General features: G+C 66.7%; 14 protein-coding genes. 2 read left to right on the top strand and 12 right to left on the bottom strand.

Annotation, left to right across the window (positions count from 1 at the left end):
• Positions 1 to 20: 20 nt before the first annotated feature.
• Positions 21 to 269, bottom strand: a complete 249-nt coding sequence (locus LQF10_RS13885) for a WhiB family transcriptional regulator (RefSeq protein WP_231064427.1) — start codon at positions 267 to 269, stop codon at positions 21 to 23.
• A 240-nt stretch (positions 270 to 509) separates the two neighbouring features.
• On the opposite strand from LQF10_RS13885, the gene LQF10_RS13880 reads away from it, so the two are divergent.
• Complete coding sequence (locus tag LQF10_RS13880; RefSeq protein WP_231064426.1) at positions 510 to 935, top strand: hypothetical protein; 426 nt, start codon at positions 510 to 512, stop codon at positions 933 to 935.
• Here the strand turns inward: LQF10_RS13880 and LQF10_RS13875 are convergent.
• From LQF10_RS13875 to LQF10_RS13850, 6 genes are all read right to left on the bottom strand, one after another.
• Positions 888 to 4,388 (bottom strand): FtsK/SpoIIIE domain-containing protein, encoded by a 3,501-nt coding sequence (locus tag LQF10_RS13875; RefSeq protein ID WP_231064425.1) that lies wholly within the window; start codon positions 4,386 to 4,388, stop codon positions 888 to 890. The two genes, LQF10_RS13880 and LQF10_RS13875, sit on opposite strands and share 48 nt — an antisense overlap.
• 174 nt (positions 4,389 to 4,562) lie before the next feature.
• On the bottom strand, positions 4,563 to 5,570 hold the full coding sequence (locus LQF10_RS13870; protein ID WP_231064424.1) for a Gfo/Idh/MocA family protein: 1,008 nt from the start codon (positions 5,568 to 5,570) through the stop codon (positions 4,563 to 4,565).
• A gap of 31 nt (positions 5,571 to 5,601) precedes the next feature.
• Entirely contained in the window at positions 5,602 to 6,576 is a 975-nt protein-coding gene (locus LQF10_RS13865) for a Gfo/Idh/MocA family protein (RefSeq protein ID WP_231064423.1), read from the bottom strand.
• Positions 6,577 to 6,654: 78 nt separating this feature from the next.
• Positions 6,655 to 8,034 (bottom strand): extracellular solute-binding protein, encoded by a 1,380-nt coding sequence (locus tag LQF10_RS13860; RefSeq protein ID WP_231064422.1) that lies wholly within the window; start codon positions 8,032 to 8,034, stop codon positions 6,655 to 6,657.
• Positions 8,034 to 8,951, bottom strand: a complete 918-nt coding sequence (locus LQF10_RS13855; RefSeq protein ID WP_231064421.1) for a carbohydrate ABC transporter permease — start codon at positions 8,949 to 8,951, stop codon at positions 8,034 to 8,036. The genes LQF10_RS13860 and LQF10_RS13855 overlap by 1 nt, the downstream gene beginning before the upstream one ends.
• On the bottom strand, positions 8,951 to 9,943 hold the full coding sequence (locus tag LQF10_RS13850; RefSeq protein WP_231064420.1) for a carbohydrate ABC transporter permease: 993 nt from the start codon (positions 9,941 to 9,943) through the stop codon (positions 8,951 to 8,953). The genes LQF10_RS13855 and LQF10_RS13850 overlap by 1 nt, the downstream gene beginning before the upstream one ends.
• 204 nt (positions 9,944 to 10,147) lie before the next feature.
• On the opposite strand from LQF10_RS13850, the gene LQF10_RS13845 reads away from it, so the two are divergent.
• Positions 10,148 to 11,365: an ROK family transcriptional regulator gene (locus LQF10_RS13845; protein WP_231064419.1), complete on the top strand. Its 1,218-nt coding sequence runs from the start codon at positions 10,148 to 10,150 to the stop codon at positions 11,363 to 11,365.
• A 94-nt stretch (positions 11,366 to 11,459) separates the two neighbouring features.
• On the opposite strand, the gene LQF10_RS13840 is transcribed toward LQF10_RS13845, so the two are convergent.
• From LQF10_RS13840 to LQF10_RS13820, 5 genes are all read right to left on the bottom strand, one after another.
• Positions 11,460 to 14,027, bottom strand: coding sequence for an ABC transporter permease (locus LQF10_RS13840; RefSeq protein ID WP_231064418.1), 2,568 nt, complete (start codon positions 14,025 to 14,027; stop codon positions 11,460 to 11,462).
• A gap of 23 nt (positions 14,028 to 14,050) precedes the next feature.
• Positions 14,051 to 14,827, bottom strand: coding sequence for an ABC transporter ATP-binding protein (locus LQF10_RS13835; protein WP_231064417.1), 777 nt, complete (start codon positions 14,825 to 14,827; stop codon positions 14,051 to 14,053).
• A gap of 167 nt (positions 14,828 to 14,994) precedes the next feature.
• Complete coding sequence (locus LQF10_RS13830; protein WP_231064416.1) at positions 14,995 to 15,699, bottom strand: ANTAR domain-containing protein; 705 nt, start codon at positions 15,697 to 15,699, stop codon at positions 14,995 to 14,997.
• A 113-nt stretch (positions 15,700 to 15,812) separates the two neighbouring features.
• Positions 15,813 to 16,220, bottom strand: a complete 408-nt coding sequence (locus LQF10_RS13825; RefSeq protein ID WP_231064415.1) for an STAS domain-containing protein — start codon at positions 16,218 to 16,220, stop codon at positions 15,813 to 15,815.
• Positions 16,217 to 16,657 (bottom strand): hypothetical protein, encoded by a 441-nt coding sequence (locus LQF10_RS13820; RefSeq protein ID WP_231064414.1) that lies wholly within the window; start codon positions 16,655 to 16,657, stop codon positions 16,217 to 16,219. Before LQF10_RS13820 ends, LQF10_RS13825 begins: the two co-directional genes overlap by 4 nt.
• Between the last annotated feature and the right edge of the window lie 342 nt (positions 16,658 to 16,999).

Here is a 16,999-nt window from a genome sequence, read left to right as displayed (position 1 = left end):
GAGAGGTGTGTGTCGGGGTCTCAGCTGGCGCGCCGGGCGCGAGCGGTGCGCCGCTTGAGTGCGCGGCGCTCGTCCTCGGACATTCCGCCCCAGACACCGGCGTCCTGGCCGGACTCGATGGCCCACTTCAGACAGGTGTCCACCACTGTGCAACGGCGGCAGACGGCCTTGGCTTCGTCGATCTGCACCAGGGCAGGGCCAGTGTTCCCGATCGGGAAGAACAGTTCGGGGTCTTCGGTGAGGCAGGCTGCTTCGTGACGCCAATCCATGCGGTATTCTCCTTCGCCAGGCGTGCGTGCGCGCAGTGAACCTTGTCTACGGGGGAGAGGTTCGCGCCGTACGCGCTCTTTCACTGCTTCAACTTTCACACGCGGCGGTTAAGTGCACAAGGGGTTACGGCTGAGTTTCCAGTTCGTACCCCTGAGAGATCAGTCACAACCCATCGGTAGTGCTCGCTCACCCGCGGCAATGCTCACCCCGTAACCCAAGGCCGCGCGTACAGTGGCGATGTGGCCGATCCCGTTCCAGATTCTCCGACCGGTTCCCTTCCTCGACCGCTGCGCATCGCGCTACTGATCGCCGCGCTGGAAGCCGTCGTTCTGGTGCTGGTCGGGGTATTCGGCGTGGTCTCCTCTCTCCAAACCGGCGGCCTCATGCTCGGCACGAATATCGGGATGCTCGTCATCCTGATGTTGTTCGGTGCATTTCTCGTGACCGCCGTGCGCGCATTGCATCACGGCCGCCGGTGGGGCCGAGCGCCGGTGATCACCTGGCAGTTGATCCAGATAGCCGTGCTGATCTCATCCTTCTCGAACCTGCCGTGGTGGCTGACCGTGCCCGGCATCGCGGCCGGGATCGTGGTGACGATCTGTGTGGTGCTGCCTGCCTCATTGGCCGCCACGGCCCGGAGCGGTCAACCGGACGCCATGATGTGACTCCACCCCGGTTAGCGATGAGGAATCAGCGTCCGTGACCGCAGTCGCGATCTGCACCGGTGTGAACACACCGCGTTGCACCAGCACCGCCCGGCCGGGCAGAGGCTCCGGATCCTGGTAGTGGCGTAGCGGAACGGCGGGCAGGTGCCCGACCGGCCCTGCACCCAGCACCACGGTGAGATCTGGATCGCGTACCCGCGTGCCCAGCGGATGGCCGAGAGTCAGGCCGCCGTCCGGGCGGGTGGCGCAGATCAGCAGCGTTCGTTGATCGTCGAGCACACCGGGCACCATTGATCGGGCGTTGCGGTCGGCATCGTCGAGCACGACGGCGGTCCTCGCCTCGAGCGCCGAGGGGACCGGATCGCCGGGTGTGAGCACACTCCACCCGAGCCGGCGAAGTTCCACGGACAGTGTGTGCAGGAGCGTGCTCCGGCCCGAACCGGGTGGTCCGCTCACCAGCCATGCCTGACCCGGTTCGGGGTGGCAGAGCACCGGCGATGCGTCGTCCCCGCCGACTCCGAGCAGCACTGTGCCCTCGGCTGATCTCACGAGCGCCGGATGGTCGAGGCTGACTCGTTCCGGCAGGTGGCGCACCCGCCAGGGTGAGGATTCAGGTGTGGCCCAGGCTCCGCCGTCGGGCGTGGCCACGGCCACTTGCATCGTGTAGGCGCCGCGGCGCTCGACCAGCACGCCGCGCCCCGGCGGCCACCCGCTGCCCACGAGGTCTCGTGGCACTCCCGCCATGGCCGCATCGGCGGCATCTCGTGGGCAGAGCACCAGGTGGCGATCCACCACCGCGGCCCATCGGTGCGCTGGCGCGGGTGCAGTGATGACGACGTCGAGACCGAGCCGGCGAGAGCGGCGCAGCAGGGCGCCGAGGAGCTCAGCCCCCTCGCCAGGGGCACCGGTCTCCTCCACAGCAGCCAGCACCGTGTCCAGATCGTCGATCGCGAGCAGCGCCGGCCCGCCGGCTCGGGCGAGACCATCCAGGAGGCGGCGCACCCGCCGCACCTCGGATGGATCGCACCAGGTGCCTGCGGCGGGTGCGCCCGCACCAGGCCAGGAATCGGCGCCTTCGGCCACCACATGGGTGGCAGTCCCGGTGCGCAACGAGGACTCGAGAAGCGTCTGCAATGCGGTGGTTCGGCCTGTTCCGGACGGCCCGGAGATGAGCATGGTGCCGCCCGGCCAGTGCCAAGTGCCGAGCCGTTGCTCCTCAGGGAGGTCGGTACGTGCGATCGGCAGTCGGCCGCGCTCAGCACGCGCTTCGGCCGGCACGTTAGTTGAAGAATCGGTAGGCCGTTCGGCACCGACGGTTGGGGTGAGTGTGGCGAGGTCATCGGTAGTACACATCTGCGGTAGCGGCGGCGCCCACGGGCTGCGCCTCTCACTGCGCCACGGTTCGGCGCGGGTGAGTGCCTCGGCAGCCCTGTTCAGTTGGGTGATCCGTTCCATCAGCCAACCTGCTTCGGCGGGACCGCACCAGGCTGATTGCAGCACCTGCCGTTCCTCGGTGCGGAGCACGGCACGGCCGGGAACCCGTGGCAGCCGCGCCGGGGCAGACTCACCAATGGCATCTAGCGCATCGGACTCCTCGAGCACGCGCAGGCAGACCCGCGCCGTGAGGTTGGCACGCATATCCGGAGTGATCGCACCTCCGGGGCGCTGTGTGGCAAGGATCAGGTGGATCCCCAGCGAACGGCCTTGGGCGGCAAGCCGCACGAGCGCATCGAGGTGCTCTGGGTGAGCGTCGGCCATGGCGCGGAACTCATCCACGACGACCACGAGCCGCCCGATCCGGCCAGTGCCGCCAGCGTTGATCGTACCGGAACAGCACCGGGAGTACTCGGCCAGATCGTGGGCTCCCACCTCGGCCAGGCGGCGCTCGCGAGATCGGAGTTCGGCGCGAAGGCTCGCCAGCGCCCGACTGGTGGCGGCGGTATCGAGGTCGGTGACCAAACCCACCACGTGGTGCAGCCGCTGCAGGGGAGCGAACGTGGCTCCGCCCTTGTAGTCGATCAGGACGAAGGCGACATCCTCCGGGGCGCCTGCGTGCGCCATCGCGAGAATCCAGGCGAGGAGCAACTCGGACTTTCCCGATCCGGTGGTCCCCGCCACGAGCGCGTGTGGCCCCTCCCGGGCCAGATCCAGCTCCACTGGCCCGGCGTCCCCGATGCCGAGCACCGCCGGGAGCCCCGCGGTCCCTTCGGACCACCGCGCCAGCAGTTCCGACTCCTGCGCCGGGCCGACGAGTTCGGCCAGGTGCACGCGCCCGGGCAGGCCTCCCGCAGCGGGACGCTGAGCAGCCAGAGCGCCCAGGAACGCCCTGGCCCAGGAGTCACTGACTTGCCGATTGTGCCCCTCATGCACGGCGACGACGGTCGTGCACCACGGCGGGACATCGGTGAGCCGGGTGGCCAGGACCAGGTGGGTGGCCGCTGGGTCACCTACCGGACGATGCCCCGTGGCAGGGGTGAGGTCGTGCACCCGGAGGGGTGGGACGCCGTCGGCGTGACGGTCGGCCAGTCCCGAGGCCCACGCCCATGTGAGCGGAGGGTGCACGGCGCGAGGCTCGGTGGCCGCGATGCGGGCGACCAGCCATCGGCCGAGCCCGCGGACGGCTGTCGCCTCACCAACCAGGGCCAGGCCCTCACCGGCACAGGGCGGATCGCAGTGCCGGAGCGACTCGGCGAGCAGGTGCTGGCGCGCAGAGATCGGCTGGCCCAGGCGGCGGTGCCGTGGGGCGCGTTCATCGGCGTCGCCGAGTTCCCAGGTCAGGCCTTCGCTCCCGTGGTCGGTACCGGCTCCGGGCCACGCAAGGGCCTCGGCCGGATCAGGGAACGGGAGGCGGCTGTGTTCCTCCCGTACGCGTTCGGGCTTGCGCAACCGGCGCCGTGCCCGTTCCCGCAGCGCCGGCCACAGCACGGCGAGCACGATCCCGAGCGGCATCGCGATCACCAGCACGATCCGCCAGCCGCTCCCGCCTCCGCTGAGCAGCAGCGGGATCATGGTGACCGACATCAGGATCGGCAGCATCAACCGCCCGAGCAACCCATCGGAGATTTGCTGTTCGGTCTCTGGTAGGTCCGTGAACGCCGGATGTGTGCGCAACTGGAGCACAGTGGACCCGGCCACGAGCAGGCTGCCGACCGGCACAGGCCGCCACCGCCGACCGAGTCGACGGCGCCGGAAGCGCACCGGAGTTGTGGAGCCGGTTCGGGGGCGCCGGGCAGTGCGCAGCACGGTGCCGTTCGCCGAGCCGAGATCACGGACTCGGACCCGACCGGCACGATCCCGCGCGCACAGGTGGGCGCGGGAGAGGAGATCATCGGCCAGGCTCAGCCCTGCCTCAGCGCCCCGCCCGACGATGACCGGTTCGGGGCCGAGCGGTGCGATCCAGCCGAGATCGGGACCTGCCACGACGGCGAGATGGTGACGAGGGAGGGCAGGCATGTCCTGACCCTGCATCGCCGCCGCTGCGTGTGCAGGCGAGGATCGGGCGGGTGTGGAGTGAGTGACATCGCGGTGGCGGTTGTGGACAGGGCAGATTGGGGGAGGGGCGGCTCCACCTGGCGTGCGGATGGCAGCCCGGCGCCTGCGAGGCGAGGGCCTCGGGCCGGGGCGCGTTCAGACCGTGAGGACCCGCTCTGCCTTGCCACTGCGTGCGCTTTCATAGGCAGCGAGGATGATGCCGAGCACTTCGATACCGTCGTCCTCGGTGTTCAGCGGGCGCCTGCCCGTGGTCAGACACTCCACGAAGTCAGCGATCTCTGCGGCGAAGGTGTCAACGGGCTCGTGCTGATACACCCGTTCGTTCGTCTCCCCCCGCACCTTCACGCGCAGGACGGTGCCATCGGAACTGAGCGAACCGTTGTCGCCGACGACGCTGAAGCGGTCGGTGCCCGGGGCCGCCTGGTAGGCCCAGGAGGTGACCAGCTGGCCCACGCTGCCGTTGTCGAAGCGCACCAGGACCTGAGCGGAGTCCTCACCCTCCATGAAGGTCAGCCGGTGCGTCGACATCATGGCGAAGACCGTCTCCGGACGTCCGCCCGAGAGGTGCCTCAGTAGGTACGTCGGGTGATAACCAGTGTCGATGTACTCGCCCCCGCCCGACGTCGCGGTATGGGCCCGCCATCCCATGTTCTTCGGGTCGAAGTCGTTGAAGAATGAGTCGGTCGTGCGTACCTCATACACGGCGCCGAGAGTGCCGGATTCGATGATCTCCTTGGCCCTGGCCACAGCCGGCATGAACAGCTGGTTGTGGGCGCACATGAGGGTGATGCCGGACCTCTGGACGGCGTCGCGGACGTCACGGGCTTCGTCGGCGCTCAAGCACAGTGGCTTCTCGCACAGGATGTGCTTGCCGGCCTCGGCGGCGGCGACGATCGCATCGCGGTGCAGGTGGTGCGGAAGACAGATGTCGACGGCATCGACCTCGGGGTCCTGCACCAGCTCGTGGAAGTCGCTGTAGCCGCGAGCTCCGGTCTCCTTGGTGCGCTGGGCGAGAGTATCCGGGGATGCGTCAGCAATTGCGGTGATCTGCGCAGCGGCCGTGGCGGCGTACCCCAACAGGTGGGCGCCGGCGATTCCTCCGCCGCCGATGATGCCGATGCGAACGGGCGAGTGAACGGTCATGGTGGGAGCTCCCGTGAGACGTGGTTCAGGGTCAGGTGTGAGCGTCGTTGTTGGCGGCGACCACGAGCGCAGTCAGTGCGCGAGCGCGATGGAGGTTCTCGGCGGTCGGCTCTCCGCTCCGGATTGCCTCGACCCACATGTCGAACGGGGCGGGCCCGTCGGCCGGAATGTCGATCTCCTCCCAGCCGTTGGTGGTACCGAGCCGGAGGACCGCAGAGCCATCGGCGTGATTCTCAAAGCCGTACAGCAGTGAACCGGCGGTGCCGAGAACCTCGATGGTGAAGGGGCTCGCCGGCGTGACGAAGCCGGTCTCGATGACGCCGATGGCACCGTCGGTGGTGGAGACGGTGACGACGGCGTTGTCCTCCACGCCGCGGCCGGTCATATCCGTGTAGGTCGAGCGCACCGTGACAATCTCGGCGCCGAGAATGAGCTGGGTGAGGTAGACGGGATGTGCGGCAAGGTCAGAAAACGCGCCGCCGAGTGCTGCGACCGGATCGTAGAATCGAGCGGGCAACCAGTCCCGCGTTGATCCATCGTGGGCGAGACGGACCCGCGCGTAGGTGATGCGACCCAGGCGCCCGGACGCGAGTATCTCGCGCACCGCGAGCGTGTACCCGTGGGACAGTCGCGGAAGGGAGACGGTCAGGGCCAGGCCGGCGGATGCCGCCGAGGAGATGAGGTCGTCGCAGCCTTGCACGGTGGGCGAGAGCAGCTTCTCGGTGAAGATGTGCTTCCCTGCGGCGATGGTCGCGGCGAGCACCGCATCGTGATCGCTGGTGGCGGTAGTGACGGTGACTCCGTCGAGGTCGTCCCGCGCCAGCAGCGCTGACAGATCCGGTGTGAATTCCACACCCAGTCGCTCGGCAAGTGCCCGACCGCGCTCGGTATCGTCGTCCCAGACTGCGACGAGTTCCGTCTCGGGATGATTGATGGCGGCATGGCCGTATTCCTCGGCGTGCACGTGCCATGCGCTGAGCACGGCGATTCGCAGGGGGGAAGGCATGGAGAGGATTCCTCATTCGTGATCTCGGGGATGTCGTCGTCGAGTGCTGGAGGGGCGTCCGGCTGATGCACGTGGCGTCTACTGCGCCCCTGGCACCTCGCTCGGTGTGCCGTAGGTCTCGGGCATCGTGTAACCGGCGAAGAGTTCCATCTTCGGAGCGATCAGCGCCTGGTTCGACTGGGCAGCCTCGGTGGGGCTCATCGATCCGAGCGCCACGGAGCCACGAGTCCGGGCGAGGGCGTCCCAGGCTGCGGACCCGACGGGCAGCGGTGGCCGCGAAGTGGAGTTCGGCAGCATCTGGCGGAACAGTTCCGCCTTCGGGTTGAACGCGTCTTCCTCGATGGCCCGCAGGTTCGTCGGCAGATTGCCCAGCAACGGCTGGATGATGGACTGCCCTGGGTAGCCGGCGTGGAACTTGAGGTACTCCCACAGGTTCTTGGTGACGTTTGCCCCCTTCGGGATGACGAGGGATTGACCGCCGGACCAGGTGCGCGAGGGCTCATCGGCGTGCGTCACCGGCAGCCAGGTGAACGAGAGCGGCAGATCCGGGGCGTACTTCTCGTTTCCCTGGATCGCCCACGGCCCGGACGTGGTCATCCCGAGTCTGCCGCTGAACAGCGCCGACTGGCTCGGAGGAGAGTTTGGCGGCTGGTACGTCGCATAGAAGGCATCGACCGAGGCGTAGGGAAACTCCTCGGCCCAGTCGGCGAACAACTCGAAGACGCTGACCCATTCCGGGGAGTCGAGCGTGATCGTGGCGGTCGCGTTGTCGTACACCTGGGCGTTCAGGCCGAAGCCCCAGGTGTAGGCCCAGCCTTCGTCGATCCACGGTGCGAAGCCGAAGCGTTCGTAGTTCCCGCGCGAGTCGACCTGAGTGATTCGGCGTGCCACCTCGCGTAGCTCGTCCCAGGTGATCACATGCTGCTCTGGATCGAACATGTCCAGGTCGATCCCGGACTCGAGGAGTACGTTTTCGTTGTAGAGCAGGCCGCGCGCATCCGTCGAGGTGGGCAGTCCGTACGTCTGGCCGTCATAGGTCAGTTCGTCGATGGCAAACTGAATCCATTGCCTCTTGAACTCCTCGGGGGAGACGTCCTCATACTCCTCGATCAACGGGTCGATGGGTTCGAGAAGTCCGATCGAGGCATTCTGCACGGCGTTGAACCGGTCCATCCACCACAGGTCCGGAGCGGTGCCACCGCGCACGGCCGTGATGATCTGGCTCATGTCCGCGACCCCGCTGGATGGCACCTGGTCGATGACGATCTGCATCCCCTGGCCCTCCTCGGTCGCCAGGAACGCCTCGCGGACCGCCTCGTCCTTGTCAGTGTCGGAGGCGCCCATGCCCCAGTAGCGGATCACATGATCGCCGGTGGGACCGCTCCTGGCGCAGGAGCTGGCGGTGAACGCGGCAGCGGTGACCACGCCGGCGCCGACAAGGAACTCTCGTCTGTCCATCACTTGAACCCTCCGATCGTGATGCCGCGGATGAAGTACCGCTGGAAGATGAAGAACAGGAGGAGCAACGGCAAGATCACAAGGAACGATGCGGCCATCAGCTGGTTGAACGAGACGTCCTGAGCATTCACCGAGCGGAACGTCTGCAGACCGATGGAAAGCGTCTGCACGCTCTCGTCCTGGAGGTAGATCAGCGGGCCCATGAAGTCGTTCCACGCAGCGACCGCCGCGAAGATCGCCACGGTGACCAGCGCGGGCCGTGAGGTCGGCAATGCCAGGCGCCACACGATGGTCCACTCGCTTGCGCCGTCGACCCGGGCAGCGTTGAGCATGTCTTGCGGGATCTGCTTGAGGAACTGCCGTAGCAGAAAGATGTAGAAAGCCGATCCGAAGGCGGCCGGGATGATCAGTGGGAACAACGTGTTGACCAGCCCCAGCCGGGCCCACATGTCGAACATCGGGATGAGCGTGACAGGAAAGGGGAGGAAGAGGGTGGCGATGACGACGTAGAAGAGCTTGTCCCGGCCTGGCCAGTCGATGCACGCGAAGCTGTAGGCGATCACGAAGTTCGACAGGACGGACAGGACCACGACCGATGTGGTGATGATGGCCGAGTTCGCGAAGAAGGTCAGGAACGGCATGGCCAGGACGGCGTCGACGTAGTTGCCGAACTCCCAGGTCTCGGGGATCAACGTCGGCGGGAACTGCGCGAGCTCTTCGTCGGACTTCAACGAGGAGACGCTCATCCAGTACAGCGGGAGGAGGAAGAGGACGCTCAGCGCGACCATGACGGCCCTGGCGGCGAGCGTCGAATACCAGGGGCGCCGGGTTCCATCGGCACGACGGTTGAGCTCGTCACGGTCCTGGCTGACCTGCAGGCTTGACAGGCTCGTCTTGGGGGTGAAAGTGCTGGTCATCAGGCCGCCTCCACGTCGTAGTTCACGAATCTGCGCGAGAGCCAGAAGATCATCAGCGCCAAGGCAAGGCCCGCCAGGAACAGTAGGACGGCGAGGGCGGAGGCGTATCCCAACTCAGCGAAGCCGAACGCCGTCTTGTACAGATACATCATGTAGAAGAGGGCTCCCGCGTCGGGATCTCCTGTGCCATTGGTGACGATGTAGGCCTCGGTGAACACCTGGAGGGCTCCGGAGACGCCGGTGATCAGGTTGAACAGCAACACCGGGGTCAGGAGCGGGAAGGTAATCGCCACGAACTGGCGGCCCGGGCCTGCCCCGTCCACCCGCGCTGCCTCATAGATCGTCTTCGGGATATTGCGCAGACCGGCAAGGAAGATCAGCGCGGCATTCCCCGCGCCGAACTGCGCCATGAGGATGATCGCGATCTTCACACCCGTGGGATCACCCAGCAGGTTGATGTTCGGGCCGCCGAACAAGTTCAGCACTTGGTTGAACAACCCGAACTGTGGGTTGAGGAAGACGATGAAGATGAACGACATGGCGAATGCCGGGATCAGGGACGGGGCATAGAAGATCGTCCGGTACAGGGCAACTTCGCGGACATTCTGATTCATGGCGATCGCGAGGGTGAGGGCGACGAGTAGGCCCAGGGGGACGGCGATGAGTGCGAAGAAGATGGTGTTGCTCGTTGCCTTCGCGACCAGGGGATCCGTGAACGCCGTGATGTAGTTCTGCACCCCGACCCACGTTGGGGCATCCATCCCCGAATAGCGGGTGAAGCTCAGGACGATCGAGTAGGTGACGGGGTAGAGAATGAACACCAAGACGCCGACGATCCACGGTGAGATGAACAGCAATCCCGTCCTCAGATTGCGTTTGTTCGTCGCGGTCATTCCGCGTCTGCGGCGCCGGCCGCTCGCGGGCTCCGTTGCCGTGCTCGGGGGTTCCGCGATGCTGGGGGCGCTCGTGCTGCTCAGTCCGGTGGCGCTCATCGATTGTCCCTTCCGATGGCGGCACACCGCCGTCGGTGTGCCAGGTGCCGGGACAGTGCAGCCGGGTTCGGCCGCAGATCCCCTGGAGCCACGGCCAGTGTGGCGAAGACCACACTGTCTCTACGTCCGGTAGATTACTCATACCGATGGACATAAAGCAATGGCGAGACACTGGCCTCCTCGTGAAAACTGAGGAGTACTGAGATGCGTGGATCGACGATGCCCGATATCGGGGTGCGCAACGAGATGGTGGTCCTGCAGGCCATCCGCCGCACACCCGCGGGGATATCGCAGACCGAGATCGTCCGCCGTAGCGGGCTATCCCGCCAAGCGGTCTCCCAGATCACCCGACGGCTCATCGAACGCGGGCTGGTGGGCACGCACGGGACCAGGGTGAGCGGCCGCGGTAAGCCGTCTACGATCCTGCGAATAGCCCCACACGCTCAGCTCACGGTCGGCGTGCATCTGGACCCGGCCCACATCACCGTGGTCATCGTCGACGTCCTGGCCCAAGTCGTTGCCAAGCGCTCGCTCGGAGCGCCTACTGAACTCCCGCAGCAGGACATCGCGGCGATCGCCGAGGCCCTGACCCAGATGATGGACGAGCTGCGCGGGCAGGGGTGGACGGCGGCTGACGGGGGCGACGTGGTGGGCGCACTTAGCGGAATCGGCATCGCAGCACCGGGGGGGATGGACGCCGCGGCGGGCATCCTGCTCGAGCCGCCGTGGCTACCGGGTTGGCGCCACGTGGCGCTTGTTGAACACCTGGTGGAGGCTACCGGCCTTCCCGCCGTCCTGGACAAGGACACCAATGCCGCGTTGACCGCAGAAGTGTGGGCAGGTGCCTTCCCGGCGGACGAGACCATCCTCTATATCTACGTCGGCGCCGGTGTCGGCTCTGCCGTCGCCGGCGGGGGAGTCGTGCATCGTGGCAGCACCACCCAGGCTGGTGAGATCGGGCACCTGCCGACTGGCCTCGACGGACCCGAGTGCCAGTGCGGCCGGCGGGCGTGCCTGGGCTTGTACACCGACGCCTCAGCGATCCTGCGCTCTGCGCAGGAACAGGGTCTCATTCCCGGCGACCCCACGGCGCGGGTTGCGGACGCACTCGCCGAAGTCGTCGCACGCGGCCAGGCGGGCCAGGAGCAGGCTCGTGAACTGATCGCCCGGCACGGTCGTGCGCTCGGTGAGGCGCTCCGCACGTTGATCGGGGTGCACGATCCGCACCGAATCATCATCGGCGGACCGTACTGGGGCTTGCTCGAGAACCTGGCGTTGCCGGAGTTATCTGAGCGTGCCCTACGTGCCGGTGGCGGTGACCACGGTGTCCGCATCACCTCGTCCACCCTTGGCGATGACGTTGGCGCGATCGGCGCGGCCAGCCTGTTTCTGGAACGGACCCTCTCGCCAGCTGGTCGCTGAAGCCTCCGGGTCGTCATGCGAGGAGACCGCGCGACACGGTGGAACGCACCGGACCCGCGGCTGACCGCAGGTCCGGTGCGTTCTGTTCTGAGGCCTAGTCCACGCCGAGCGCGGCCACGGGGGAGGTGCGCACGGCGGAGCGAGCCGGGAGCACCGACGCCAGCAAACCAGCCACCAAGGCCACTCCTGCGACCGCAGCCAGATCCCGCCACGGCACCAGGAAGGGGACCTCTCCGATTGACTGAAGTAGCACCGACGAGCCGGCCCAGCCGTAGATCAATCCCGCCACTGCACCGATCATCGCGCCGGCGCCGGCCATCAGCACGCCTTCAACGGCAAGCATGCCGCGCAGCTGGGCCTTGGTGAGTCCGAGCGCCCTCAGCATGGCCGATTCCCTGCGCCGCTCGATCACCGAGAGGGAGAGGGTATTGGCCACGCCCACCAGTGCGATCACCACGGACACACCCAGCAGACCCAGCACCACGGCCAGTAGCGTGTCGACGACTTGCGCGTACCCGGCGCGCTCCACGGCAGCGCCGCTGATTTCCGGGGGCTGCAAGCCCTCCACTGTCTCCGAGAGGTCGGTCAGGGTGGACTGCACGGTGCGGACCAGGTCGCGTTCATTCACGTCGTCGGCGAAGCGCGCCCACATCATCGATGCGGCCGGTACCTCACCGAGTTCGGCGAATGTGCTCGGGTCCAGCAGGGCGACTTGCCCGTCCAGGGTGGTCACGGCCGCAGTGACGGTCACCGACGTCGCGTCCCCGGATTCACTCTGCCCTGCCAGGGTGAGTTCATCGCCGTCCTCGATGCCGTACCAGGAGGCCATGTCACTGGGCACCACAACCCGGCCGGGACCCACGGGGGCCGTTGCGGGATCGCGGAGCACGTCGGCAAGGTCGCCATCGCTGACGGCGGCCGCGGTGAGCCAGGAAGTCTCGCCACTTGCACTCGTCGCTTCCACCTCGGTGCGAGCCAGCAGCATGGAGTCCCTCACACCGGGCATGTCCTGCACGGCACTGATCTGCACATCAGAGAGCGAGTCCGGCGTGGCGACGCTCAGGTCCACGGGGAACCGGGCATCCAACGTCTCGGAGAGCGTCTCGCGAGCGGTGGCCGCACCTGTGCTCATCATGGTGACCAGGGCTACCCCGATGAGCAGAGCACTGGCCGTGGATGCTGTGCGCTTCGGGTTACGCACCGAGTTGGCGATGGCGATCTTCCCGGTGATCCCGCGGCCCACGAGCCGTCCGACGAGCCTGATCAGCCGCGGTACCACGAACACGCTCCCCACCAGCAGGCCCACCAGCGACACCACGCCGCCGAGTAGACCGAGGCCCAGTGCCAGCATGAGCGTGGAGTCCGACTCGGTGTCCGCTGCGCGCCCGATCACCACGGCGAGGGCCAGCAGTCCAAAGCCTCCCCCCAGCAGCAGGCCGGTGAAGACCGCTCGGGCCCGGCCCGCGGACCCTGCGGATGCGCCCTCCAGCGGACGTAGTGCCGCCAGCGGTGCCACTCGCGTGGCCATCCGTGCCGGGACCAGCGCGGCGAGCATCGTCACCAGGAGGCCGGTCAGCAGGGGCGCGAGCATCACGGCTGGAGTGATCACCAGCCCGGCATCGATCGGCACATCGAGATTCAGGTTGGCCAGTACCGCGAGCCCCACTCCCACCAGTGTGCTGCCGAGCGCAATGCCGGCCACTGAGGCGATCAGGCCGAGGATGGCGGCCTCCAAGAGCACTGAGCGGCGTACCTGAGCCTTGCCTGCACCCACACATCGCAGCAGCGCCAGGGTGCGGGTGCGCTGGGCGATGAGCACTTGGAAGGTGTTCGCGATCACCAGAGCGGCCACGGCGAGCGCAACCGTGGCGAAGGCCAGGAGGAGCATGGTCATCACCTGCTCGTTGCCGGCGAGCTCGGCGGTGGTGATCTTCGCCTGCTCTTCCACGGTGCGCACGTGGACTGCGTCACCGAACAGAGCCTCGACGTCGGTGCGCACCGTTTCCAGATCCGCTCCGTCGGCCAGAGCAAGGGACATCTCGAAATGCGCTGGCTCACCGGCCCAGGTCAGGGCGAGCAGGTCATTCATCTGGTCGGCCTGCAGGAGGGCAGAGGCACGGTTGAACAGGAAAGCCTCGGGTTCGTCCAGCAGCCCGACCACTTCCAGGGAGGTGGACTCGGTCTCGGACGTTTCGCCGTCGGGAGCATCCGGATCGTCAATCCAGTACTCCACGGTGGACGTGATCTCGTCTCCGATGCCCACCTGCAGCCGATCCGCCACGGCCGTGGTCAACGCCACCTGACCGGCCGCCGTCGGCATCTCACCCTCGGTCAGATCGGCCGACTCCAACGATTCGGTGGGCGCGGCGGCGCCCAGCGTCACGTACTCACGTCGATCCTCCGTGCCCAGTTCGGCGCCTGCCATCGCCATCGAATGGACCGCGGCCACGCCATCGACCGCTGCGATCTCGGCAAGGTCGCCCTCCGAGCGCCCGCCGCCGGGGTCAACGAGCACAAGGTCAGCACCGGCATATGCCGAGCTGACGGAGTTATAGGTAGTGCGCTCCATCGTGGCGGTCGCAAGCAGGCTGGCGGCCACGAACGCCGTGCCGAGCATGATCGCGATCCCGGCGGCGACGAGCCGGCCTGCCGACGTGCGCATCTGGCGCAGGGTGAGTTTCCACATCAGCTCAGACCCGCCGTCGTCTCGAGACTGCGCAGCGCATCCAGCCCGGCCATCACGGATTCAGGGGTGGGTGATTCGATCGTTCCGGCGATCGCACCGTCAGCCAGGAGCACCACCTGATCGGCGTATGCGGCAGCGGTGGGGTCATGGGTGACCATCACAATCGTCTGACCGAGTTCGCGGACGCTACGGCGCAGGAACGAAAGCACCTCGGCACCGGATCGGGAGTCCAGATTTCCGGTGGGCTCGTCGGCGAACACCACATCAGGGCGAGTGCTGAGAGCTCGCGCGATGGCCACCCGCTGTTGTTGGCCACCCGAGAGTGCATGCGGCTTGTGCGTGAGCCGGTCGCGCATCCCGAAGGTGTCCACCAGCGAATCGAGCCACGCCGAGTCCACGGCCGCTCCAGCCAGCTCGGAGGGCAGGGTGATGTTCTCCCAGGCGGTGAACATCGGCAGCAGGTTGAACGACTGGAACACGAAGCCGACGCGCTCCCGCCGGAGTCTGGTCAGCTCGTTGTCCCCCAAGGTGGTCAGCTCGGTCTCGCCCAGCAGGACGCGGCCGGAGGTGGCGGAGTCGAGGCCGGCGAGCAGATGCATGAGCGTGGATTTGCCGGAGCCGGAGGGGCCCATGATGGCGGTGAACTGGCCCGTCTCGAAACTGATGGTGACGTTGTTCAGGGCCGTGACGGCCACGTCTCCGCTTCCGTACACCTTGGTGAGATTCTGAGCGCTGACGGCGGTGCCTGCCCCGGCGGGCGTGGGTGTTGTGGTCATATCTCGACGATAGGAGCGAAGGCGTCGCTGGCGCGTCTGGCCGTGGGTGGGTTACCGGGTCATCCCCTGGGTGGACCTGACGGCGCATTCCTCCGACCGTGAGCTCGGCCCGGCTGGGAGCGCGGTGACCTCGACCGGCCGCTCGCATGTGAGGGCAGGGTCATCGATCACAGCGATAGCTGCAGGTCGCCTGCAACGATCTCGCGAGCCACGTCGTGTGCCTTGCGGCCATGGCTGCGGGCATAGTGGCGCAGCCGCTCATAGGCGCGATCCACCTCGATGCCCAGTGCCTCGGCGAGTACGCCCTTGGCCTGTTCGATCAGGACCCTGCTGTCCAAGGCATGTTGAAGTTGGGTCGAGATCTCGGTCTGCCTCGCGAGCGCGGCAGCGGAAATGAGGTACCCGGCGGCAATATTCGTCATCACACGAGCGGCGCTCAGGTCACTCGCGTGCCAGTCGCGCGGGGAGGTGCTGTACAGGTTGATCGCGCCGACGGTGTTGCCAGCGAGCTTCATCGGTACGCCGACCACCGCCCGGACGCCCACCTGCTCGGCGGCCGCTTGATATCCGGGCCATCGCTCCTCGGTGCGAAGATCGGCGACCGCTTGTATCTCACCTGTGCGGCATGCCGTCACGCAGGGACCCTCCTGGTGTTCTTCCTGGAACGTCTCCAATGTCCGGAACACTGGTGGTACCGCAGTAGCGGCGCACACCCGGGAATCGATCATGAGCACCACGCCGCTTCCAGCAAGTTCCAGGACCGAGGTGATGCGATCGGCGAGATCGAAGAGCGCTTCGTTGATCTCGAGCGGCTGGACCAGTTTCTCCGTCAGTTCTATGGCCGCCTCGACGAACCGGTCGCCGTCATACATGTGTGTCGTCTCCTCGGGCTCCAAGGGTATTCGTCTACGCTACGCCAATTACCCCGGCGGGATCTCACACATTCGGGCGCAGGGGCCAGCGCACGCCTGGACCGCCTGTCTGTTCAGTTGGCGGGCCTGCGAGCGTCTACATCCGCTTGCTGCCCTGTGGAGTCAACGGCAGCTAGAGGGCCATGGTCGCTGAGCGCCGGTTGCTGGAGATGGTGCTTCTCGCAGGTGTCCACGAGGTCGCGGACGGCGGTAACCTCAAGGAGGAACCGGACGATCGGTGGTGCTCCGATGAGCATCGGGCGCTCGGGTGTGCGGGCGGCGAGCCGGACGAGAATGGCGATGCCGAAGGCATCGAAAAAGGTGATGTCGCGTGCGTCGATGTACACCGGGACACCGGCGCTTGCAGCGATGTCAACGGCCTCGTGCAACTGTGGAGCGATCTGGCGGTCGATTTCGCCTTTCAGCACAAGGAGCGTGTGGCTCTCTCCGGTCGCCACCCACACGTATCCCGCACTGGTCATCTCAGTTCCCATGCTTCGGTGGGGATACAAGCGGCGGCATGGGCGCGCTCGCAGAGATCCTCGATGGTGTCATCGGCTGCGGCAACAGCAATGCGCACTCGAGAATCGGATGTGCACCCCTCGCTGGTATAAGCAAGGAAGCGAACGTACCTTGAAATTTCGTCGGCCATTTCCATCGTACGATCGAGCGAATTTCTGCAGCGCAACAGAAGCGCATGGGGCATGTCGTACAATTGCGATTCCCGGAAACGGTCGCCGAGGTAAGCGGTCACGGCAGCAATGATCGTCCTATTGTCAGGACATTCGCCACGGGCAGGGTGCTCGTCGATCGCCACCCAGATGGCGGCGCCCGGGTTGCCTTCAATGGGGTCGCCGTGCCGGCATGTCAGCGGTAGTGCGAGTTCGCTGGAAGCGGGCGGCACAGTTGCGTTGCTCATCGGAGTTCCCTCGGTCACAGTCGCCGGGGGCAGGGGCAACGCTAGTTTCTGACTGCATGGTCAGAATTTGTCTGTGTGAAGGATACCACCTCGCACGCTTTCCGCATCCGACCAGGCATCGGGTTCCCCCATTGCGGCGCAGCCAAGATGTGCCGCCGGTCGCCTTCGGTATTCAGCGATGAGGCGGTGAGCGCCGCGTTCTGCGGTGGCAGCAGGGCGATCCAGTGAGAACCGGCCCGGGCCCGTGCACGTCCTCAGATGCGGGCTGCCCGACTGCGATGGATAGTGGATGGATCCGGGGCGCGAGGCGTCGGGTCAAGCCGGGCACTGGTCTTCCCGGAA

Source organism: Ruania halotolerans (assembly GCF_021049285.1).
Lineage (GTDB): Bacteria > Actinomycetota > Actinomycetes > Actinomycetales > Beutenbergiaceae > Ruania > Ruania halotolerans.
This window is presented reverse-complemented; position numbering and strand designations above follow the sequence as displayed.